A 21,607-nucleotide genomic window follows, 5' to 3' on the forward strand; every position below is an offset into this window, starting at 1 on the left:
CCCATGTGAGAGTAGGTCATCGTCAAGATTAAATTCCGAAACCCCTATCTGCACATGCAGGTAGGGGTTTTGTCTTTTCGCCTCCAAAGCTTGTCGGTAACGCCGGTTTTGACGCTGGCCCTTTCCCGGTCGATCTTTCGTTGTGTTCCCACAATTTGAGTTGGAACACTAGAATAGAGGTCGACGTTTTTACTCAGAATTCATTCATGCCTGATCCTGCCAATTCCGATCCACTCGCAGACCTGCCGCTGGACCAACTGGTAGCTTGTCATGAGTGCGACCTGCTGATGCACAAGCCGGTGCTCAAGCACAATGAGAAGGCGCAGTGTCCTCGCTGCGGCTATGAACTCTATGCGCATCGACATAATGTAGTTGAGCGCAGTATGGCCTTGGTGCTTGCTGCGCTTCTCCTCTATGTGCCCGCGAATTTTCTTCCGATCATGCAGCTCCACCTGTTGGGGCAAACTTCTGACGACACAGTCTGGAGTGGTGTCCTTGGGCTGTATGACAGCGGCATGCGTGAAATCGCTATCGTGGTGTTTCTGTGCAGCATGGCAATCCCTTTGCTCAAGCTGTTATGTCAGCTCGCTGTACTGCTCAGCATCAGGTTGGATGTTGGGCGCAGCTATGGGCTGCTGCTGTACCGTATGTACCACCATATGCGCGACTGGGGCATGCTTGAGGTTTACTTCATGGGTGTACTGGTCGCCATCGTCAAGCTGGTCGATCTTGCCGAGTTGAGTCTGGGGCTTGGTCTTGTCTGCTTTGTGAGTTTATTGCTGGTTCAGGTATGGCTGGAGGTGGTGATGTCACCTCACCAGATTTGGGTGGCTTTATCCGGGGAGGACGTTCATGCGGGCAATTGATGCAGGCATCCTGATTTGTATTGAATGTCACGAGCTGAATCGGCAGGAGCCTGATACCGATGAACAGGTCTGCACGCGTTGCGGTGCACTGGTGCATGCGCGGCGCCCGAACAGTCTGATACGAACCTGGGCGCTACTCATCACTGCTGCCATTCTTTACATCCCTGCCAACATTTTGCCGATCATGACAGTCAGTACATTGGGGCAGGGCAGTCCCGATACCATCATGTCTGGCGTCATCACGCTAATGAAGCACGGAATGTTTCCGATTGCCGCAGTGGTATTTGTCGCCAGTATTCTGGTGCCGACCTTCAAGCTGGTCGGGATTGCGCTGTTGTTGTACTCGGTGCAGCGCCATCAGCCGCTTTCTGCTCGTCAGCGAATAGTGATGTACCGTTTCATCGAATTCATCGGACGCTGGTCGATGCTGGATATCTTCGTCATTGCCATTCTGGTGGCGGTGGTGAATTTCGGCCGCATCGCCAGTGTTGAAGCCAATTTGGGTGCTGTCGCTTTCGCTAGCGTGGTGATTCTGACAATGCTCGCTGCAGTAACTTTCGATCCCCGACTGATCTGGGACAACACGGAGTCGGATGACGACAATGAGTGATTTGCCTACGGCTAAAACCCGCCCTGCCTCGAACTGGTCTGCTATCTGGATACTGCCTCTGATCGCCTTGGTCATTGGTGGTTGGCTTGGTTGGCAGGCTTACCGTGAGTCGGGAGTCGACATCGAGGTCCGCTTCCAGAGTGGCGAGGGCATCGTCGTCAACAAGACTGAAGTGGTTTACAAGGGCATGCCAGTCGGCAAGGTGAAGAACCTGGTGCTTGATGCCAAGGGCAGTAACACCGGTGTGATTGCCACGATTGAGATGAACAAGGCTGCTGAGTCTCAGCTGCGCACCAATACGCGTTTCTGGCTGGTGAAGCCGAGTGTAAGCCTGGCGGGTATTACCGGGCTGGAAACCTTGGTCTCAGGTAATTACATCGCTGTGAGCCCTGGTGACGGTGAGCAAACCCGGCGCTTCAAAGCGCTGGCCGAGGCACCACCGCTCTCTGACAACGAGCCGGGTTTGCACCTGACGCTCAAGGCCGATCGACTGGGTTCGCTCAATCGGGACAGCCCAGTGTTCTACAAGCAGATTCAGGTGGGCCGAGTGAAGAGCTATCGTCTTGCCGAAGGCCAGGGGATCGTTGAGCTCAAGGTATTTATTGCACCGGCCTATGCAAACCTTGTTCGCAAGCACACGCGTTTCTGGAATGCCAGCGGCATCAGTATTGATGCCAATCTTTCCGGCGTGAAAGTTCGCAGTGAGTCATTGGCCAGTATCGTGGCGGGTGGTATCGCCTTTGCCACGCCTGAGCACCGCAAAGACAGCCCGCCTACTGATACCAACCTGCCATTCCGTTTGTACGAGGACTTTGATGCTGCGCAGGCAGGCATCAAGGTCAAGGTCACGCTGAGTGACTTTGAAGGTTTGCAGGCCGGCAGAACGCCGGTGATGTACAAGGGTATTCAGGTCGGTTCGCTCAAAACGCTCAAGGTAGACCCTGATCTTTCCAGTGCTACGGCCGAGCTGACCCTGGACCCGTTGGCGGAAGACTACCTGGTTGCGGGAACCCAGTTCTGGGTGGTCAAGCCGTCGATCTCGCTGGCCGGTATCACCGGGCTGGAGGCTTTGGTCAAGGGGAACTACATTGCAATTCGCCCGGGCGATAAAGGCGCTTTGCCACAGCGGGAGTTTGAGGCGCGCGCCAAGGCACCACCGTTGGATCTGAAAGCGCCTGGTTTGCACCTGGTACTGTTTAGTGACAGCCTGGGTTCGCTGGAGGTCGGTAGCCCAATCCTCTACCGTCAGGTCAAGGTCGGTACCGTGCAGAGCTATCAGTTCTCAAAAACCCATAAGCGTCTGCTGATTGGTGTCCATATCGAAAAAGAGTACGCCAATCTGGTTAATGGCTCGACACGCTTCTGGAATGCCAGTGGTATTACCCTGAGTGGAGGTCTCTCTGGTATTCAGATCAAGAGTGAGTCCTTGCAGAGTCTGATGGCTGGCGGTATCGCTTTTGATACCCCGACACCGGATGTACCGCTAAAACGTCGTGTTCCACGGTTCAAACTGCACCTTGATCAAGAGGCGGCGAACCGTAGTGGTGTCACCGTGATGATCAAGGTGGAGCGCGCCGACGGGCTCAAGGCGGGTACGCCTATTCGCTTCAGGGGCCTGGACATTGGCAAGGTGGAAGATGTCAGGCTGAGTGATGATCTGGAGTCGGTCATGCTCAAGGCGCGTATTACCGAAGTGCCTGATCGTATTGCGCGGGTCGGAACGCAGTTCTGGGTAGTGAAGCCGGCACTGGGTATCGTCAAGACTGCCAATCTGGAAACACTGGTTACTGGTCAGTATCTTGAGGTTTTGCCCGCGGTGAAGAATCAGGGGCCGCAACGCAACTTTGTCGCGCTGGCCGAGGCGCCTGACCGCACCGAGCGTGAAGCAGGGCTCGCGTTGGTATTGAGTGCTGCGCGCCGAGGTTCGATTAAGCCAGGCGTTCCTGTGACCTATCGTGAAATCACGGTAGGCAAGGTCACAGGGTACGAACTGGGTCAAACAGCAGATCGCGTGTTGATCCATATTCTGATCGAGCCGCGTTATGCCTCACTGGTGCGTGGTGGTAGCCGGTTCTGGAACAGCAGCGGCTTTGGCATGGACTTCGGGCTGTTCAAGGGCGCAACGGTGCGTACTGAGTCGCTGGAAACGCTGATTGAGGGTGGGATTGCGTTTGCGACCCCGGACGGGGAAAAGATGGGTAATCCGGCGCTGCCTAAGCAGACCTTCGCCTTGTTTGATAAGGCTGAGGATGAGTGGCTGCAGTGGGCGCCAAAGATTCAGATCGGTAAATAGGCCGTGTAAGTGCTGGAGCGGTGGGGGCTGGGTTCCGGCTCCCATGCGTTCAGAGTGAGGTCGGGCAGGGCAGCGAAAAAACGCAGGCAACAAAAAACCGACCCTAAGGTCGGTTTTTTTACAAGCAGGTCACTTAGGCAGCAGTTTTCAGCGCCTTGATGTGGCCATTCAGACGGCTCTTATGACGAGCTGCCTTGTTCTTGTGGATGATGCCCTTGTCGGCCATACGGTCGATTACAGGGACAGCCAGAACGTAAGCGGCTTGTGCTTTGTCAGCGTCTTTTGTGTCGATGGCCTTAACTACGTTTTTGATGTAGGTACGGACCATGGAACGCAGGCTGGCGTTGTGGCTGCGACGCTTCTCAGCCTGTTTTGCACGTTTTTTGGCGGAAGGTGAGTTGGCCACCGTCGAGCTCCTCGAAAGACTTTAAATAGCAAACAAAATAGGCCGCGAATCATGCCGATGAGTTAAGCAGTTGTCAAGGGTACATATGCCCTTCTGCTAAGCGGTCGATGTAACCACGGAGATGATTCCCTTCTGGCACATGACCTGTAAACTCGGTCGTTTTCACTCGGCATCGCGGATGCGGCGCGGATTATCGCATATCCGCGCGCTCAGATGCCCAACCCTTCGTCTACAGGCGTGAAAATCTCTCGATGAATTTGCTCAAATCCTTGGCCGCCGTCAGTTCCATCACCATGGTTTCACGGGTGCTGGGCTTCGTCCGCGACACCATACTGGCGCGCATCTTTGGTGCCGGCGTGGCCACCGATGCCTTCTTCATTGCCTTCAAACTGCCTAACCTGCTGCGGCGGATCTTCGCCGAAGGCGCGTTCTCTCAGGCTTTTGTACCTATTCTGGCCGAATACAAAAGCCAGCAGGGCGAAGAGGCGACACGTACGTTTGTCGCGTATATCGCAGGGCTTTTGACATTGGTGCTGGCCGTGGTCACGGCGCTGGGGATCATCGCTGCGCCTTGGGTGATCTGGATAACGGCGCCGGGTTTTGTCGACAGCCCTGAAAAGTTCGAGCTCACCACCGACCTGTTGCGTGTCACGTTCCCTTATATATTGCTGATCTCGCTGTCGTCTCTGGCGGGCGCGATCCTTAACACCTGGAACCGTTTCTCGGTGCCAGCCTTCGTGCCGACGCTGCTTAACGTGGCAATGATCTTTTTTGCGTTGTTCCTCACGCCTTACTTCAATCCACCGGTCATGGCCTTGGGCTGGGCGGTGCTGGCAGGCGGGCTGTTGCAGTTGCTTTATCAACTGCCACACCTGAAAAAGATCGGCATGCTCGTTCTGCCGCGCCTGAATCTGCGGGACAGCGGCGTTTGGCGTGTGTTGAAACAGATGCTGCCGGCGATCCTCGGGGTATCGGTCAGCCAGATTTCGCTGATCATCAATACGATCTTTGCCTCTTTTCTGGTGGCGGGCTCCGTGTCCTGGATGTACTACGCCGACCGCCTGATGGAACTGCCCTCTGGGGTGCTGGGTGTCGCCTTGGGCACGATCCTCTTGCCGACCCTGGCCAAGACCTACGCCAACAAGGACCGCCACGAATATTCGCGGATTCTCGACTGGGGCCTGCGGCTTTGCTTCCTGCTGGTGCTGCCGTGTACCTTCGCCCTGGCGATTCTGGCTGAGCCCTTGACCGTGTCGTTGTTCCAGTACGGCAAATTCAGTGCCTTCGATGCTGCAATGACCCAGCGCGCGTTGATCGCCTACTCGGTTGGCCTGCTCGGGATCATTCTGGTCAAAGTGCTGGCGCCTGGTTTTTATGCCCAGCAGAACATTCGGACGCCGGTGAAAATCGCAATTTTCACCTTGGTGACGACCCAGTTGCTCAACCTGGCGTTTATTTCGCATCTGCAGCACGCGGGGCTGGCGTTGGCGATCAGTGTCGGCGCCTGTCTCAATGCCGGCCTGCTCTATTGGAAACTGCGCCAGCAAGACCTCTTCCAGCCACAGCCAGGCTGGACCGTGTTCCTGCTCAAATTGCTGGTGGCGGTCCTGTTGATGGCCGGTGTGCTGGTCGTGGGGATGAAGCTTATGCCTGCCTGGGAGCAAGGGCAGATGCTTGCCCGCTTCCTGCGCCTCGGGGTGTTGATTGGCGCTGGCATTGCCACCTATTTTGGTTGTTTGTTCCTGTTTGGTTTCCGCCCGCGGGACTTTGCGCGCAAGGCATTGCATTAATGGGCGACGTCGGTCAGACGTCGGTTTTTGGCGTTGACGATAAACGCAGCACGCTGCTGCCTGTCGTCAGCGCGCGGGTGTGGTTATAATCGGCCACTTTATGATCAAGAAGTGCGTTATGCAGCTGGTTCGAGGCCTTCACAACCTGCGCCCCCAGCACCGGGGCTGTGTCGCCACTATTGGCAACTTTGACGGTGTCCACCGTGGCCACCAGGCAATCCTGGCACGTCTGCGCGAGCGGGCGGCGGCGCTGGGTGTTCCTAGCTGTGTGGTGATATTCGAGCCACAGCCGCGCGAATACTTTGCGCCGGACACAGCGCCAGCCCGTCTAGCGCGGCTGCGTGACAAGGTTGCCCTGTTGGCGGCTGAAGGTATCGACCGGGTGCTTTGCCTGGCCTTCAACCAGCGCTTGAGCAAGCTCAGCGCCGCCGAGTTCGTCGAGACCATTCTGGTCGATGGCCTGGGTGTGCAGCATCTGGAGGTCGGTGACGATTTTCGCTTTGGCTGTGACCGGGCAGGCGATTTCTCGTTCCTGGAGCAAGCCGGGGCCACTTACGGATTTACCGTCGAAGCAGCCCAAACGGTTGAGCTCGACGGTTTCCGGGTTAGCAGTACCGAGGTACGCAATGCCTTGGCCGACGCCGACTTTGCCTTGGCCGAGCGGTTGCTGGGACGGCCTTACCGTATTACCGGGCGGGTGCTGCACGGCCAGAAGCTGGCGCGTCAGTTGGGCACCCCTACCGCGAATGTCCAGCTCAAGCGGCGTCGTGTGCCGTTGACGGGCGTTTATCTGGCCAGCGCCGAAATTGATGGCCAGCGTTGGCCGGGCGTCGCCAATATTGGCGTACGGCCCACTGTTTCAGGTGATGGCAGTGCCCACCTGGAAATACACCTTCTGGATTTTGCCGGCGACCTGTATGGCCGGCGTTTGACGGTGGTATTCCACCACAAGCTGCGCGACGAGCAGCGTTTCGCCTCCCTGGAGGCGCTTAAGTCGGCGATCGATGCGGATATCGCCGCCGCACGTGCCCATTGGCACGCTCAACCGCTAACGAAGAGCCTGAAATGACCGACTATAAAGCCACGCTTAACCTTCCGGACACCGCCTTCCCAATGAAGGCCGGCCTGCCACAGCGCGAACCGCAGATCCTGCAGCGCTGGGACAGCATTGGCCTGTACCAGAAGCTGCGTGAGATTGGCAAGGATCGTCCGAAGTTCGTACTGCACGACGGTCCACCCTATGCCAACGGCAAGATTCATATCGGTCATGCGCTGAACAAGATTCTCAAGGACATGATCGTCCGCTCCAAGACCCTGGCCGGCTATGACGCGCCGTATGTACCGGGTTGGGACTGCCACGGCCTGCCGATTGAGCACAAGGTCGAAGTGACCCATGGCAAGCACCTGACCGCAGACAAGACCCGCGAGCTGTGCCGCGCCTATGCTGCCGAGCAGATCGAAGGCCAGAAGACCGAGTTCATCCGCCTGGGTGTCCTGGGTGACTGGGACAATCCCTACAAGACCATGAACTTCGCCAACGAAGCCGGTGAAATCCGCGCGCTGGCGGAAATGGTCAAACACGGCTTCGTGTTCAAGGGCTTGAAGCCCGTGAACTGGTGTTTCGACTGTGGTTCGGCACTGGCCGAGGCGGAAGTCGAGTACGCCGACAAGAAATCGCAAACCATCGACGTGGCATTCCCGATCGTCGATGAGGCCAAGCTGGCTGCGGCCTTCGGTCTCGGTGCACTGGCCAAGCCTGCCTCGATCGTGATCTGGACCACCACGCCGTGGACCATTCCGGCCAACCAGGCGCTGAACGTTCACCCTGAGTTCAACTACGCGCTGGTTGATGTCGGTGACAAGCTGCTGGTACTGGCCGAGGAACTGGTTGAGTCCTGCCTGAGCCGCTACAAGCTGGAAGGCAGCGTCATCGCTACCGCGCCAGGCGCTGCGCTGGACCTAATCAACTTCCGTCACCCGTTCTACGACCGTTTGTCGCCGGTTTACCTGGCCGAGTACGTTGAGCTGGGCGCCGGTACGGGTGTGGTTCACTCCGCGCCTGCCTACGGCGAGGACGACTTCGTCACCTGCAAGCGCTACGGCATGTCCAACGACGACATCCTCACGCCGGTGCAGAGCAACGGTGTGTATGTCGAGTCGCTGTCGTTCTTTGGCGGCCAGTTCATCTGGAAGGCCAACCCGGCGATCGTTGAAAAGCTGTCTGAAGTCGGTGCGCTGATGCATACCGAAACCATCAGCCACAGCTACATGCACTGCTGGCGTCACAAGACCCCGCTGATCTACCGCGCCACCGCGCAGTGGTTCGTGGGCATGGACAAGCAGCCAGATCAGGGCGACACCCTGCGTCAGCGCGCGATCAAGGCCATTGAAGACACCAAGTTCGTGCCGGCCTGGGGCCAGGCGCGCCTGCATTCGATGATCGCCAACCGCCCGGACTGGTGCATCTCGCGTCAGCGTAACTGGGGCGTCCCGATTCCGTTCTTCCTGCATAAACAGACCGGTGAGCTGCACCCGCGCACCGTTGAGCTGATGGAAGAAGTGGCCAAGCGCGTCGAGCAGGAAGGTATTGAAGCCTGGTTCAAGATGGATGCCGCCGAACTGATTGGTGAAGAGGCCGCCCAGTACGACAAGATCGCCGATACGCTCGACGTCTGGTTCGACTCAGGCACCACTCACTGGCACGTACTGCGTGGCTCGCATAACGTCGGTCACGAAAGCGGCCCGCGTGCAGACCTGTACCTGGAAGGTTCCGACCAGCACCGTGGCTGGTTCCACTCCTCGTTGCTGACCGGTTGCGCCATCGACAACCACGCACCGTACCGCGAGCTGCTGACGCACGGTTTCACCGTCGACGAAAACGGTCGCAAGATGTCCAAGTCGCTGGGTAACACCATCGAGCCGCAGAAGGTCAATGACACCCTGGGTGCCGACATCATGCGTCTGTGGGTATCGGCCACGGACTACTCCGGCGAGATGGCGGTTTCTGATCAGATCCTGCAGCGCAGTGCTGACGCCTACCGTCGTATCCGTAACACCGCGCGCTTCCTGCTGTCGAACCTGTCCGGTTTCGACCCGGCGACCGATCTGCTGCCTGCTGAAGACATGCTGGCGCTGGACCGTTGGGCCGTGGACCGCACCCTGATACTGCAACGCGAGCTTGAAGAGCACTACGGCGAGTACCGTTTCTGGAACGTCTACTCCAAGGTTCACAACTTCTGCGTGCAGGAGCTGGGTGGTTTCTATCTGGACATCATCAAGGACCGTCAGTACACCACCGGCGCCAACAGTGTCGCACGGCGCTCCTGCCAGACCGCGCTGTACCACATCAGTGAGGCGCTGGTGCGCTGGATCGCGCCGATCCTGGCCTTCACCGCTGACGAGCTGTGGCAGTACCTGCCGGGCGAGCGTAACGAGTCGGTAATGCTCAACACCTGGTACCAGGGCCTGAGCGAGCTGCCAGAAGGCTTCGAGCTGGGCCGTGCCTATTGGGACCGGATCATGGCGGTCAAAGCGGCGGTCAACAAGGAGCTGGAGAACCAGCGTGCAGCCAAGGCCATTGGTGGCAACCTGCAAGCTGAAGTGACGCTGTTTGCCGATGAAGCCTTGTCCGCTGATCTGGGCAAGCTCAGCAACGAGCTGCGTTTTGTACTGATCACCTCGGCTGCCAGCGTTGCACCATTCGTGCAGGCACCGGCCGATGCCGTGGTTACCGAAGTGGCAGGCCTGAAACTCAAGGTGGTCAAGTCGGGTTACACCAAGTGTGGCCGTTGCTGGCACTTCCGTGAGGACGTGGGTGTGAACCCTGAGCATCCGGAAATCTGCGGCCGTTGCGTCGACAACATCAGCGGCACTGGTGAGGTGCGTCACTATGCCTAACCCTGCCGTGGGGCGCTTCGGGCGCCTCAGCTGGCTCTGGTTGAGCGTGCTGGTCCTGGTCCTTGACCAGGCCAGCAAGTTCTACTTTGAGGGCTTACTGAGCCTGTACCAGCAAATTGTGGTCATTCCGGACTACTTCAGCTGGACCCTGGCCTACAACACCGGCGCCGCATTCAGCTTCCTGGCAGACAGCTCGGGCTGGCAGCGCTGGCTGTTTGCCCTGATTGCCCTGGTCGTCAGTGCGGTACTGGTCGTCTGGCTCAAGCGTCTTGGGCGCAACGACACCTGGCTGGCCGTTGCCCTGGCGCTGGTGCTGGGTGGCGCGCTGGGCAACCTGTACGACCGTATCGTTCTGGGCCATGTGATCGATTTCATTCTGGTGCACTGGCAGAACCGTTGGTATTTCCCGGCCTTCAACCTGGCCGACAGCGCGATTACCGTTGGCGCGGTAATGTTGGCGCTGGACATGTTCAAAAGTAAAAAGTCCGGAGAACCCGTCCATGACTGACATCCGTATCGGCCAGAACACCGAAGTTACCCTGCACTTCGCGCTGCATCTGGAAAACGGCGACACCGTCGACAGTACGTTCGACAAGGCGCCAGCGGTCTTCAAGGTCGGCGACGGCAACCTGTTGCCAGGTTTTGAGGCCGCCTTGTTCGGTTTCAAAGCCGGTGACAAGCGCACCGTGACCGTTGCGCCGGAAAGCGCGTTTGGCCAACCCAACCCGCAGAACGTTCAGGTCATGCCGCGCTCCTCGTTCAACGACATGGAATTGTCCGAAGGCCTGCTGGTGATCTTCAACGACGCGGCCAATGCCGAGTTGCCTGGCGTTGTAAAAGCCTTTGACGATGCTCAGGTCACCATCGACTTCAACCATCCGCTGGCCGGCAAGACCTTGAGCTTCGAGGTGGAAATCCTCGGGGTCAAGGCGCTTTGAGCCAGGAGCACTCCATGCAAATCAAACTCGCCAACCCTCGTGGTTTCTGTGCCGGCGTGGATCGGGCGATTGAAATCGTCAACCGTGCCCTGGAAGTCTTCGGGCCGCCGATCTATGTGCGCCATGAAGTGGTGCACAACAAGTTTGTCGTTGAAGACCTGCGCGCACGCGGCGCGATTTTCGTCGAAGAGCTGGAGCAGGTGCCCGATGACGTCATTGTCATCTTCAGTGCCCACGGTGTTTCCCAGGCGGTACGCCAGGAAGCAGCGGGGCGTGGCCTGAAGGTTTTCGATGCCACCTGTCCATTGGTGACCAAGGTGCATATCGAAGTGGCGCGTTATAGCCGCGACGGCAGGGAGTGCATCTTGATTGGTCACGCCGGGCATCCGGAAGTCGAAGGCACCATGGGCCAGTATGACGCGGCCAACGGCGGTGCCATCTACCTGGTCGAGGATGAGGAAGATGTCGCGAACCTCCAGGTTATTAACCCGGAGCGCCTGGCATTCGTCACTCAGACCACCTTGTCGATGGATGACACCAGCCGCGTTATCGATGCTCTGCGTACGCGTTTCCCAAGCATCGGTGGCCCGCGCAAGGATGACATCTGCTACGCCACCCAGAACCGCCAGGATGCCGTCAAGCAGCTTGCCGACGAGTGTGACGTCGTTTTGGTAGTCGGTAGCCCTAACAGCTCCAACTCCAATCGTCTGCGTGAGTTGGCTGAGCGCATGTCGACCCCGGCCTACCTGATCGATGGCGCCGAAGACCTGCAACGTAGCTGGTTCGACGGTGTTGAGCGAGTCGGTATCACGGCGGGTGCTTCTGCTCCTGAAGTGCTGGTGCGTGGTGTGATTCAGCAACTGCAGGCGTGGGGGGCGACGGGGGCTGAAGAGCTGGATGGGCGTGAAGAGAACATCACCTTCTCGATGCCCAAAGAGCTACGGGTGCGTTCGCTGACCTGACCCGGCAGCCGCACACAGCGGCTGCTCATGCAAAGCCTGCCTCAGGCTGACCCGACCCGAGCGGGACAGTACGACCTGATAATGGCTTCTGGCAGTGGCATCTTCACAGACGTGCAAGGTGCCCGCCAGAAAGGCTCCACTGCCCTGTAGCGGCGTGCCCAGGCCACTGAAACGCACCTGGTGTGCCAGTGGTTGGTTGCCAACAATCAAGACCCGGCCGCTGGCGCGATACTCGTGCAACAGCGTCCGGGTTTCTTGTTCCAGCACGGTGCGCCAGCCGTTGCGCCAATCCCCCTCAATAGCCTGTAGCACCACGATCTGGTTGCGCTGCAGCGCTTCGCTGCGGGCATGGTTCAGTGCCTGAGTCAGTTGCTGCGCGCTCGCCTGGCGCTGTAGGCGGGCGCTCATATCGCTGTAGGCCGGTATCCCCAAATGCAGCAGCAGGGTTATCAGCATCAGCGCGTACAGCAGTTGAATCAGTGTTACTCCCTGTTGCTGCATGCGGCATTCCTCCCTGGACGTGCTTCGCTTCAGGGTCAGATTCGGCGGGAAGTTTGTCCAGTCGGCCGAGTTGTCTGGAGTAGGTGGAAAAATCGCAGGAGGCGATATATGGCCAGGAGGTCGCAGGGCGGTATGACCCTGATTGAGGTAATGGTGGCGTTGGTGGTCGTCGGGCTGGGTTTGTTCGGCGCAGCCATGCTGCAGTTGCGGGCATTGCAGGCCACCGACAGCGCACGGATGAGCACTCAGGGCGCCTTTGTTGCGCAAGGGTGGCTTGAGCAGGTTCGCGCTCGCGGTGAGGTGAGTGACCTCGCAGGCGCAGCGTTGCGCCGTGAGGCTGAAGCGTTTGCCGGCGCATCGGCTCATGGGCAAGTGGCGCAGGCTGGCGCTGAGACGCTCGTGACGCTGACCTGGGATGATCGCCGCGCTGGCGGTGCTCCCCGTGTGCTGCAAATCGCCGGGTGGGTTTTGCCATGAACGACCAGAAGGGTTTCAGCCTGGTCGAGTCGCTGATCGCATTGAGCCTGGGTTTGCTGCTGATGCTGGCCTGCAGCCGCTTGTTCTTGGGCGCGATTCAGGTTTGGCAGTCGCAGGCGCTGGCGGCGCATCTGCAGGACGATGCCCGTTTTGCACTGCTGCGTATGGCGCGGGATATCCGCATGGCCGGCATGACCGGGTGTTTACGGCATGAGGCAATCACCTTTGCCGACTCCACGGTGGCCGATAGTTTTCGGCAACCACTGAGTGTTGACCTTGCCAATGACGGCAGCCTGCGCGCCCTGAGCCTGATTGTTGGCGAGTCTGGTGAGGCGGGTGGCCCGCCCGACTGGACGCTGGTCACCGATTGCCTGATGAGCGCACACGTCTACCCAGGGGCTCGCAGCGCCGGAGCAGGGCAGATAGCAATGCCCTTACGGCGGCAGACCTACCGCCAGCAGGGGCGGCAACTCCTGCTGAGCAGTGGCGGTAGCAGTGCGGTGCTGATCAACAACGTGAGCGCGTTACGGTTGATGTTTGATCCCGCTGCGCCCCGCGAGCTGCACTTGAGCCTGACCTTGAGTGATCCGCATGGGCTGGGCGCCGCGCAGACTTACCAACTGACCGCAGCTCCGCGCAACAGGTTGTTCTAGCGATGTGCAGACAACGAGGAATGGTGCTGTTGCTAAGCCTGCTGTTAACGATGTTGCTGGGGTTGCTGGGGCTTTCATCGCTGCACAGCGCGCTGTTGCAGGAGCGCATGTCGGGGAATCTGCTGATGTCTCTCCAACTGCTTGAGCGGGCTGAGGCTACCTTGCGTCACGGCGAGGCGCAGGTGCGGGCCGGGCTTGAGCTGGTGCCGTGTCGTTACTGCCAGCCACCACCGGAAGCGGGGCGTGTGCAGGTGCCGGGTATCTATCACGGCGTGGGCAGGCGCTCCGGGATGGTTTGGTCTGCTTCGGACTCAGGGCTGTTCATGATTCAACGGCTCGGGGTCAGTACCCGTGCAGCCCACATGCCTGACGAAAAGCCGGTCACGCTCTATCGCATCACGGCCGTCGCCCGCCAAGGTTCCGCCCGCACGGTACTGGAAAGCACCTTGGCCTTGCCGCTGGCGGCGGATGGGGCATCGGCGCAACGCATTCTCTGGCGACAAATTCTTTAGAGAGGGTATCCGATGAATAGCTCATGCAAGGGGCTGACCCTGATCGAACTGTTGATTGTCATCGCCGTCGTCGGCATTCTGGCGAGCATTGCCTACCCCAGCTACAGCGAAAAGGTCAAAAAGGCCGCACGCACGGAAATCGCCGGGTTGTTGTTCGAGAGCGCATTGAGCCTTGAGCGGCACCGCTCACGTGCGGGTCAGTATGCCGATACCGACGCGGTGGTAACCCCTCTGCCCACTGGCACCGACTACTACAGCCTGCATGCCAGCCGTACTGCCGGAGACTTCGTGCTTTCTGCCAGGCGTAGGCCAGGTACGTTGATGGCGAATGACCGCTGTGCGGACTTCGCGCTTGGCCATGACGGCATTCGCCGTAACCCAGGCGTGGCACCGGATCACAGCCTTGAGCACTGCTGGGGCAACTGAGGATTTTGCAGGTTCATGGCGCCGAGGCGGCGTCACGGTTCATTTCGGGTATTGGATCAACAGATGACTAAGCACGTAGTGATTGTCGGTGGCGGGGTGATTGGCCTGCTGACTGCGTTCAACCTGGCTGCAGAGGTCGAACAGGTGGTGCTCTGTGACAAGGGCGAGGTGGGCAAGGAGTCCTCCTGGGCGGGAGGCGGCATCGTATCGCCGCTCTATCCCTGGCGTTACAGCCCGGCCGTGACGGCCCTCGCGCACTGGTCGCAGGACTTTTATCCACAGTTGGGCGAGCGTCTGTTCGCCAGCACCGGGGTTGACCCTGAAGTGCACACCACGGGCCTTTACTGGCTAGACCTGGACGATGAAAGCGAAGCGTTGGCTTGGGCCGCGCGTGAAGGGCGCCCCTTGAGTGCCGTGGATATCGCCCAGGCGTATGCGGCAGTGCCGGTATTGGGCAGCGGTTTCAGCCGGGCTATCTACATGTCGGGCGTTGCCAATGTGCGTAACCCACGGCTGGTCAAGTCACTCAAGGCGGCGTTACAGGCGATGCCTAATGTGGTCTTGAAAGAGCATTGCGAGATTACCGGGTTCTCCCGTGACGGCGAGACAATCACAGGGGTGGAAACCGCGACCGGGCCCATTGCGGCTGATCGCGTGGTGCTCACCGCCGGGGCCTGGAGTGGCGAGTTGTTGGCTTCCCTGGGGTTGAACCTGCCGGTAGAGCCGGTCAAGGGCCAGATGATCCTCTACAAGTGTGCCGCCGACTTCCTGCCAAGCATGGTGCTGGCCAAAGGGCGTTATGCGATTCCGCGTCGTGATGGGCATGTGCTGGTGGGCAGTACCCTGGAACATGCCGGTTTCGATAAAACCCCGACCGAAGATGCGCTGGAAAGCCTCAAGGCGTCGGCGGTGGAGCTGCTACCTGCGTTGGCGGATGCAACGCCAGTGGCCCATTGGGCAGGTTTGCGCCCGGGCTCCCCTGAGGGGGTTCCCTACATTGGTGAGGTGCCCGGCTGGCAAGGGCTTTGGCTGAACTGCGGGCACTACCGCAATGGCCTCGTACTGGCGCCAGCGTCCTGCCAATTGTTTGCCGACCTGTTGTTGGGGCGAGCCCCAATCATTGATCCGAGCCCGTATGCTCCGGCGGGTCGCATATAAAACAACAGCTGTTCGAGTAGCCCGCGACGCTGGAAAAGCCAGCGTCAGCGGCGCTTAGCGATCCGCTACCGGCCCTTTTTCCAGGTGCGCGGAGCTGCAGTACCACTCGTTGCCCCGGCGCAAGGCGCGATCGTTCGGCACGTGGACGCCACAGTGCGCACAGCGAACCATTTTCAGGGTGTTCTCAGGTGAGGCATCGCGAGAAGCGGCGTTGCCGGCCTTGAATTTGCGCCATAGCCAAAAAGCTGCAGCAATCAGGGCAATCCAGAAAAGTAAGCGAACCATGATGTCCAGCGTGTCAGTGATTAAGCCACCAGTTTAACGGCGGGCATAAAAAAAGGGAGGCCTTGGCCTCCCTTTATCTTTTCCGTGACGATCAGTCGAAAACACCGAAGGTCATGCGGCTGAACCACGAGCGATCGGTGCTGCTGTCTTCTGCCTCGTGGTTCTCTTCCTCGGCAGCCGCGCCTTCTTTGGGCAGCAATTCTTCCGGGATGGCTTCCTTGGCGTCTTCGTACTGGCGGATCACGTCCTGGTTGGCACGGGTTTCACCCGGCGGCAGCGGCGTATCGGTTTCGATCAGGCCCAGGGTTGCCTTGGACAGCCAGGAGCGGTTATCGGCTTCTTCCTGCTGTGGCACGAACTGGCCATCAACCAGGCTTGGGTGATCGGGGTAGTTGAGCTTGAGGGTGTCCAGGCTGCTGGCTGCCAGTTCGTCCAGGTGCAGGCGCTGGTAGGCCTCAACCATGACGGCCAGGCCATCGCCGACCGATGGGGTTTCCTGGAAGTTTTCCACGACGTAACGGCCGCGGTTGGCCGCTGCGACGTAGGCCTGACGGGTCAGGTAGTAGTCGGCCACGTGGATTTCGTAGGCCGCCAGCAGGTTGCGCAGGTAGATCATGCGCTGCTTGGCGTCTGGCGAATAACGGCTGTTCGGGAAGCGGTTGGTCAGCTGGGCGAACTCGTTGTACGAGTCGCGGGCAGCGCCCGGGTCACGCTTGGTCATGTCCAGCGGCAGGAACCGCGCCAGCAGGCCGCGGTCCTGGTCGAACGAGGTCAGGCCCTTGAGGTAGTAGGCGTAATCGACGTTCGGGTGCTGTGGATGCAAACGAATGAAACGCTCGGCAGCGGACTTGGCTGCCTCTGGCTCGGCGTTCTTGTAGTTCGCGTAGATCAGTTCGAGCTGCGCCTGGTCGGCGTAGCGGCCGAACGGGTAGCGCGACTCCAACGCCTTGAGCTTGGCGGTGGCGCTGGTGTAGCTATGGTTGTCCAGGTCGCTCTGCGCCTGCTGATAAAGCTCGGCTTCGCTGAGGTTTTCGTCTACGACTTCCTTCGAAGAACAAGCAGCAGTGAGTCCTAGGATGGCGATCAGCAGCAGGTGTTTCACTTGCATGGCGGCTTGCGTCCCTTTGACGGCTGCTGTCTTGGGCGAGGCCGTCCTGTTATGATGAACACCCCGTTGCAATACCCGGGGCAAAAAGAAGCCGTATTTAACCACAAGCCTGCAGCCGAAACCAAAGGCTGTACCGCCGCCGATCCGAGCATGTCTGAGATTATTTCACTTCGCGCAGAGGTGCCGTCCGAATTGGGCGGTCAACGCCTCGACCAAGTCGCCGCCCAATTGTTTGCCGAGCATTCGCGCTCGCGCCTGTCCGCCTGGATCAAAGAGGGCCGCCTGACTGTCGATGGCAATGTCCTGCGCCCGCGCGATATCGTTCATGGCGGTTCGTTGCTGGCGCTGGACGCCGAGCAGGAAGCCCAAGGTGAGTGGGTGGCCCAGGATATCGAGCTGGACATCGTCTATGAAGACGACCAGCTTATGGTCATCAACAAGCCTGCCGGGCTGGTTGTGCACCCGGCTGCAGGGCATGCCGATGGCACCCTGCTCAATGCCTTGCTGCACCACGTACCTGACATCGTCAACGTACCGCGTGCCGGTATCGTCCACCGTCTGGACAAGGACACCACCGGTTTGATGGTGGTGGCCAAGACCATTCAGGCGCAGACCCAACTGGTTAGCCAGCTGCAAAGCCGTACCGTCAGCCGTATCTACGAATGCATCGTGGTGGGCGTGGTGACTGCAGGTGGCAAGATCAACGCACCGATTGGCCGTCATGGCACCCAGCGTCAGCGTATGGGCGTGATGGAAGGTGGCAAGCCTGCTATCAGCCACTACCGCGTGCTCGAGCGTTTCCGCTCGCATACCCATGTGCGGGTCAAGCTGGAAACCGGCCGTACCCACCAGATTCGGGTTCACATGGCGCACGTTAACTTCCCGCTGGTCGGTGATCCGGTCTATGGCGGACGTTTCCGTATTCCGCCGGCGGCCAGCCCGACAATGGTCGAGGCGATCAAGAACTTCCCTCGTCAGGCCCTGCATGCACGCTTCCTGGAGCTGGACCACCCGGTGACCGGTGAGCGCATGAGCTGGGAGTCGCCGTTGCCGGATGATTTCGTCTGGCTGCTGTCGCTGCTCAAGCAAGACCGCGAGGCGTTCGTCGGATGAGTCGGCTGGCGTGCGACCTGCTGACCCCGGACTGGCCTGCGCCAGCCTCGGTCAAGGCGTGCGTCACCACACGTGCCGGGGGCGTCAGCCAGGCGCCTTACGACAGCCTCAATCTGGGCGATCATGTGGGTGATGAGCCCGCAGCGGTCGCCGAAAACCGTCGGCGCCTTACCGCTGAGTACGCTATCCAGCCGGCCTGGCTCAAGCAGGTACATGGCGTTGTAGTGGCGCACGCCGACCCGCATGTAATCGCTGAAGCCGATGCCAGCTGGACCGAAACCCCGGGCGTGGCCTGCACCGTGATGACGGCCGACTGTTTGCCGGCATTGTTCTGCGACCGTGCCGGTACCCGGGTCGCGGCCGCCCATGCGGGCTGGCGCGGTTTGGCCAACGGCGTGCTCGAAGCCACGCTGGACAGCCTGCAGGTTGATCCGCACGACGTGCTGGTCTGGCTGGGGCCGGCCATTGGCCCAGCGGCCTTCGAGGTCGGGGCCGAGGTGCGTGAGGCGTTCATGGCCACGCACCCAGAAACGGCTCAGGCCTTTGTGCCTGGCGACAAGCCTGGCAAATACATGGCCGACATCTATGCGCTGGCGCGGCTGCGCCTGGCCGCTCGAGGTGTCACCGCGGTATACGGTGGCGGTTTTTGTACCGTCAGCGACCCTCGCTTCTTCTCCTACCGGCGTAATCCCGGTACTGGCCGCTTCGCTTCATTGGTCTGGCTCACGCCACGCTGATCTGCATCAAGCCCGCTACGCTTGAATCTTCCAGAATGATCCCAAACTACAGTGGTATCTCTGGCAGGTTTTTCTTCATCAGGTGTGTCCATCGCTCCGACCTGCCCTAACTAGGAAGGTAACTTATGCGTATTGACCGTTTGACCAGCAAGCTACAGCTGGCGTTATCCGACTCCCAATCTCTGGCGGTGGGCATGGACCACCCGGCCATTGAGCCTGCGCACCTGCTTCAGGCGCTGATCGACCAGCAGGGTGGCTCTATCAAGCCTTTGCTGATGCAGGTCGGCTTTGACGTCAACAGCCTGCGCAAGGCCATTGCCAAAGAGCTCGACCAACTGCCGAAGATCCAGAACCCCACGGGCGACGTGAACATGTCCCAGGACTTGGCACGTCTGCTCAACCAGGCCGACCGCCTGGCTCAGCAGAAGGGTGACCAGTTCATCTCCAGTGAGTTGGTGTTGCTCGCGGCCATGGACGAGAACAGCAAACTGGGCAAGCTCCTGCTCGGCCAGGGCGTCACCAAGAAGGCTCTGGAAAACGCCATCAGCAACCTGCGTGGCGGCGAAGCCGTGAATGACCCGAATGCCGAAGAGTCTCGTCAGGCCTTGGACAAGTACACCATTGACCTGACCAAGCGTGCCGAAGAGGGCAAGCTTGACCCGGTAATCGGTCGGGATGACGAGATCCGTCGCACCATTCAGGTACTCCAGCGGCGTACCAAGAACAACCCGGTGCTCATTGGTGAGCCAGGTGTGGGTAAAACGGCCATTGCCGAAGGCCTGGCGCAGCGCATCATCAATGGCGAAGTGCCGGATGGCCTCAAGGGCAAGCGCCTGCTGTCGTTGGACATGGGCGCCTTGATTGCGGGCGCCAAGTTCCGCGGCGAGTTCGAAGAGCGCCTCAAGTCGCTGCTCAACGAGCTGTCCAAGCAGGAAGGCCAGATCATCCTGTTCATCGACGAACTGCACACCATGGTTGGCGCGGGCAAGGGCGAGGGCTCCATGGACGCCGGCAACATGCTCAAGCCCGCGCTGGCGCGTGGTGAGCTGCACTGCGTAGGCGCAACCACCCTCAACGAGTACCGTCAGTACATTGAGAAGGACGCAGCCCTGGAGCGGCGGTTCCAGAAAGTACTGGTGGATGAGCCGAGCGAAGAAGACACCATTGCCATTCTGCGGGGCCTCAAAGAACGTTATGAGGTTCACCACAAGGTGGCGATCACTGACGGCGCCATCATCGCTGCGGCCAAGCTCAGCCACCGCTATATCACTGACCGGCAGTTGCCGGACAAGGCCATCGACCTGATCGATGAAGCCGCCAGCCGCATCCGTATGGAGATCGACTCCAAGCCCGAGGTGCTTGACCGCCTTGAGCGTCGCTTGATCCAGCTGAAGGTCGAGTCCCAGGCGTTGAGCAAGGAAAAGGACGAAGCCGCCCTCAAGCGCCTGGAGAAACTGCAAGAGGAAATTGAGCGCCTTGAGCGTGAGTATTCCGACCTGGAAGAAGTCTGGACCTCGGAAAAGGCCGAGGTACAAGGTTCAGCCCAGATCCAGCAGAAGATCGAGCAGTCCCGTCAGGAACTGGAAGCTGCGCGACGTAAAGGTGACCTGAGCCGCATGGCTGAGTTGCAGTACGGCGTGATCCCGGATCTGGAGCGCAGCCTGCAGATGGTCGACCAGCACGGCAAGGCTGAGAACCAGTTGCTGCGCAACAAGGTCACCGAGGAGGAAATTGCCGAAGTCGTCTCGAAATGGACTGGCATCCCGGTTTCGAAAATGCTCGAAGGCGAGCGTGAGAAACTGCTGAAGATGGAAAGCCTGCTGCACGAACGCGTGATCGGCCAGGAAGAGGCCGTGGTGGCAGTGTCCAACGCCGTACGTCGCTCCCGTGCCGGCCTGTCCGACCCGAACCGGCCAAGTGGTTCGTTCCTGTTCCTGGGCCCAACCGGTGTCGGTAAGACCGAGCTGTGCAAGGCATTGGCCGAGTTCCTCTTCGATACTGAAGAGGCGATGGTGCGCATTGATATGTCCGAGTTCATGGAGAAGCACTCCGTCGCTCGTCTGATTGGTGCGCCACCGGGCTATGTCGGTTACGAAGAGGGCGGTTACCTCACCGAAGCGGTACGTCGCAAGCCTTACTCGGTCGTGTTGCTCGACGAGGTCGAGAAGGCGCATCCGGACGTGTTCAACGTATTGCTGCAGGTGCTGGAAGACGGTCGCCTGACTGACAGCCATGGGCGTACCGTGGACTTTCGCAATACCGTGATCGTGATGACCTCCAACCTGGGCTCGGCACAGATCCAGGAGCTGGTGGGTGATCGCGAAGCCCAACGTGCGGCGGTGATGGATGCGGTCGGTTCACACTTCCGGCCAGAGTTCGTCAACCGTATCGACGAAGTGGTGGTGTTTGAGCCATTGGGGCGCGAGCAGATCGCTGGCATCACGCAGATCCAGCTTGGACGCCTGCGCAGCCGCCTGGCCGAACGCGAACTGAGCCTGGAGCTCAGCCCGGAAGCGCTGGACAAGCTGATTGCCGTTGGTTACGACCCGGTTTATGGCGCACGGCCACTGAAACGCGCCATTCAGCGCTGGATCGAAAACCCGTTGGCGCAGCTGATTCTGTCGGGGCACTTCCTGCCTGGCAGCGCGATTACCGCGAAAGTGGAGGGCGAGGAAATTACCTTCGCCTGAGTTTTCTGAGGGTTACGCTAAGGCCTCGATTTTCGAGGCCTTTTTTTTCTTTGCAATTTTTCTCCAGTGCTTGTAAAGTGCGCCCCGCTGTAAGTCACCCCGCAGATTCTTGGTTGGTTTGAAGAATCTGAGAAAACTGAAAAAAAGTTGCAAATCAGTAATTTGGGGGTTGACAGAGGTTTTGG

Annotated in this window: 21 protein-coding genes; 17 read left to right on the forward strand and 4 right to left on the reverse strand. The window is 59.5% G+C overall.

The window, feature by feature from the left end:
* The first annotated feature begins 206 nt into the window (after positions 1-206).
* From UIA24_RS12460 to UIA24_RS12470, 3 genes are read left to right on the forward strand one after another with little or no spacing between them, the layout of a single operon-like run.
* Positions 207-866 (forward strand): paraquat-inducible protein A, encoded by a 660-nt coding sequence (locus UIA24_RS12460; protein ID WP_102053814.1) that lies wholly within the window; start codon positions 207-209, stop codon positions 864-866.
* Positions 853-1,476 (forward strand): paraquat-inducible protein A, encoded by a 624-nt coding sequence (locus UIA24_RS12465; RefSeq protein WP_330522975.1) that lies wholly within the window; start codon positions 853-855, stop codon positions 1,474-1,476. The genes UIA24_RS12460 and UIA24_RS12465 overlap by 14 nt, the downstream gene beginning before the upstream one ends.
* Positions 1,469-3,769, forward strand: a complete 2,301-nt coding sequence (locus UIA24_RS12470; protein ID WP_330522976.1) for a PqiB family protein — start codon at positions 1,469-1,471, stop codon at positions 3,767-3,769. The genes UIA24_RS12465 and UIA24_RS12470 overlap by 8 nt, the downstream gene beginning before the upstream one ends.
* 133 nt (positions 3,770-3,902) lie before the next feature.
* On the opposite strand, the gene rpsT is transcribed toward UIA24_RS12470, so the two are convergent.
* The gene (gene rpsT, locus UIA24_RS12475; protein WP_065761566.1) at positions 3,903-4,175 is read right to left on the reverse strand and encodes a 30S ribosomal protein S20; all 273 of its coding nucleotides are present in this window, start codon (positions 4,173-4,175) and stop codon (positions 3,903-3,905) included.
* Positions 4,176-4,426: 251 nt separating this feature from the next.
* Between rpsT and murJ the strand changes: the two genes are divergently transcribed.
* The 6 genes from murJ to ispH all read left to right on the forward strand — a co-directional run bounded on the left by murJ (position 4,427) and on the right by ispH (position 11,762).
* Entirely contained in the window at positions 4,427-5,965 is a 1,539-nt protein-coding gene (murJ, locus tag UIA24_RS12480) for a murein biosynthesis integral membrane protein MurJ (protein ID WP_065761567.1), read from the forward strand.
* Positions 5,966-6,083: 118 nt separating this feature from the next.
* A complete protein-coding gene (gene ribF, locus UIA24_RS12485) occupies positions 6,084-7,034 on the forward strand; it encodes a bifunctional riboflavin kinase/FAD synthetase (protein WP_099775789.1) in 951 nt (316 codons plus the stop codon).
* Positions 7,031-9,862, forward strand: a complete 2,832-nt coding sequence (gene ileS, locus UIA24_RS12490; RefSeq protein WP_330522977.1) for an isoleucine--tRNA ligase — start codon at positions 7,031-7,033, stop codon at positions 9,860-9,862. The genes ribF and ileS overlap by 4 nt, the downstream gene beginning before the upstream one ends.
* Positions 9,855-10,370, forward strand: coding sequence for a signal peptidase II (gene lspA, locus UIA24_RS12495; RefSeq protein ID WP_099775787.1), 516 nt, complete (start codon positions 9,855-9,857; stop codon positions 10,368-10,370). Before ileS ends, lspA begins: the two co-directional genes overlap by 8 nt.
* Complete coding sequence (gene fkpB, locus UIA24_RS12500) at positions 10,363-10,800, forward strand: FKBP-type peptidyl-prolyl cis-trans isomerase (protein ID WP_065761571.1); 438 nt, start codon at positions 10,363-10,365, stop codon at positions 10,798-10,800. Before lspA ends, fkpB begins: the two co-directional genes overlap by 8 nt.
* Positions 10,801-10,814: 14 nt before the next feature.
* Positions 10,815-11,762 (forward strand): 4-hydroxy-3-methylbut-2-enyl diphosphate reductase, encoded by a 948-nt coding sequence (ispH, locus tag UIA24_RS12505; RefSeq protein ID WP_065761572.1) that lies wholly within the window; start codon positions 10,815-10,817, stop codon positions 11,760-11,762.
* On the opposite strand, the gene UIA24_RS12510 is transcribed toward ispH, so the two are convergent.
* Positions 11,739-12,263 carry a GspH/FimT family pseudopilin gene (locus UIA24_RS12510; protein WP_102053817.1) on the reverse strand — a complete coding sequence of 175 codons (525 nt, stop codon included), beginning with the start codon at positions 12,261-12,263 and terminating at the stop codon, positions 11,739-11,741. The two genes, ispH and UIA24_RS12510, sit on opposite strands and share 24 nt — an antisense overlap.
* 108 nt (positions 12,264-12,371) lie before the next feature.
* Here UIA24_RS12510 and pilV point away from each other — a divergent pair, with 108 nt between their 5' ends.
* The 5 genes from pilV to thiO all read left to right on the forward strand — a co-directional run bounded on the left by pilV (position 12,372) and on the right by thiO (position 15,489).
* Positions 12,372-12,740: a type IV pilus modification protein PilV gene (gene pilV / locus UIA24_RS12515; RefSeq protein WP_330522978.1), complete on the forward strand. Its 369-nt coding sequence runs from the start codon at positions 12,372-12,374 to the stop codon at positions 12,738-12,740.
* Positions 12,737-13,393 (forward strand): PilW family protein, encoded by a 657-nt coding sequence (locus tag UIA24_RS12520; protein ID WP_330522979.1) that lies wholly within the window; start codon positions 12,737-12,739, stop codon positions 13,391-13,393. The genes pilV and UIA24_RS12520 overlap by 4 nt, the downstream gene beginning before the upstream one ends.
* 20 nt (positions 13,394-13,413) lie before the next feature.
* The gene (locus UIA24_RS12525; protein ID WP_371917263.1) at positions 13,414-13,905 is read left to right on the forward strand and encodes a pilus assembly PilX family protein; all 492 of its coding nucleotides are present in this window, start codon (positions 13,414-13,416) and stop codon (positions 13,903-13,905) included.
* A gap of 12 nt (positions 13,906-13,917) precedes the next feature.
* Positions 13,918-14,331 carry a type IV pilin protein gene (locus UIA24_RS12530; protein WP_330522980.1) on the forward strand — a complete coding sequence of 138 codons (414 nt, stop codon included), beginning with the start codon at positions 13,918-13,920 and terminating at the stop codon, positions 14,329-14,331.
* 63 nt (positions 14,332-14,394) lie between these two features.
* Positions 14,395-15,489 carry a glycine oxidase ThiO gene (gene thiO / locus UIA24_RS12535; RefSeq protein ID WP_099775782.1) on the forward strand — a complete coding sequence of 365 codons (1,095 nt, stop codon included), beginning with the start codon at positions 14,395-14,397 and terminating at the stop codon, positions 15,487-15,489.
* Between the two features lie 54 nt (positions 15,490-15,543).
* On the opposite strand, the gene UIA24_RS12540 is transcribed toward thiO, so the two are convergent.
* Positions 15,544-15,774 carry a PP0621 family protein gene (locus tag UIA24_RS12540; protein WP_330522981.1) on the reverse strand — a complete coding sequence of 77 codons (231 nt, stop codon included), beginning with the start codon at positions 15,772-15,774 and terminating at the stop codon, positions 15,544-15,546.
* Positions 15,775-15,865: 91 nt separating this feature from the next.
* Positions 15,866-16,882 carry an outer membrane protein assembly factor BamD gene (locus UIA24_RS12545; protein ID WP_065758831.1) on the reverse strand — a complete coding sequence of 339 codons (1,017 nt, stop codon included), beginning with the start codon at positions 16,880-16,882 and terminating at the stop codon, positions 15,866-15,868.
* A gap of 150 nt (positions 16,883-17,032) precedes the next feature.
* Between UIA24_RS12545 and rluD the strand changes: the two genes are divergently transcribed.
* The 3 genes from rluD to clpB all read left to right on the forward strand — a co-directional run bounded on the left by rluD (position 17,033) and on the right by clpB (position 21,422).
* Complete coding sequence (rluD, locus tag UIA24_RS12550; RefSeq protein WP_099776783.1) at positions 17,033-17,995, forward strand: 23S rRNA pseudouridine(1911/1915/1917) synthase RluD; 963 nt, start codon at positions 17,033-17,035, stop codon at positions 17,993-17,995.
* Positions 17,992-18,732, forward strand: coding sequence for a peptidoglycan editing factor PgeF (pgeF, locus tag UIA24_RS12555; RefSeq protein ID WP_102053808.1), 741 nt, complete (start codon positions 17,992-17,994; stop codon positions 18,730-18,732). Before rluD ends, pgeF begins: the two co-directional genes overlap by 4 nt.
* 125 nt (positions 18,733-18,857) lie before the next feature.
* Positions 18,858-21,422: an ATP-dependent chaperone ClpB gene (clpB, locus tag UIA24_RS12560; protein ID WP_065758829.1), complete on the forward strand. Its 2,565-nt coding sequence runs from the start codon at positions 18,858-18,860 to the stop codon at positions 21,420-21,422.
* Positions 21,423-21,607 lie beyond the last annotated feature (185 nt).

It is taken from the genome of Pseudomonas sp. AL 58, assembly GCF_036348395.1.
GTDB lineage: Bacteria > Pseudomonadota > Gammaproteobacteria > Pseudomonadales > Pseudomonadaceae > Aquipseudomonas > Aquipseudomonas defluvii.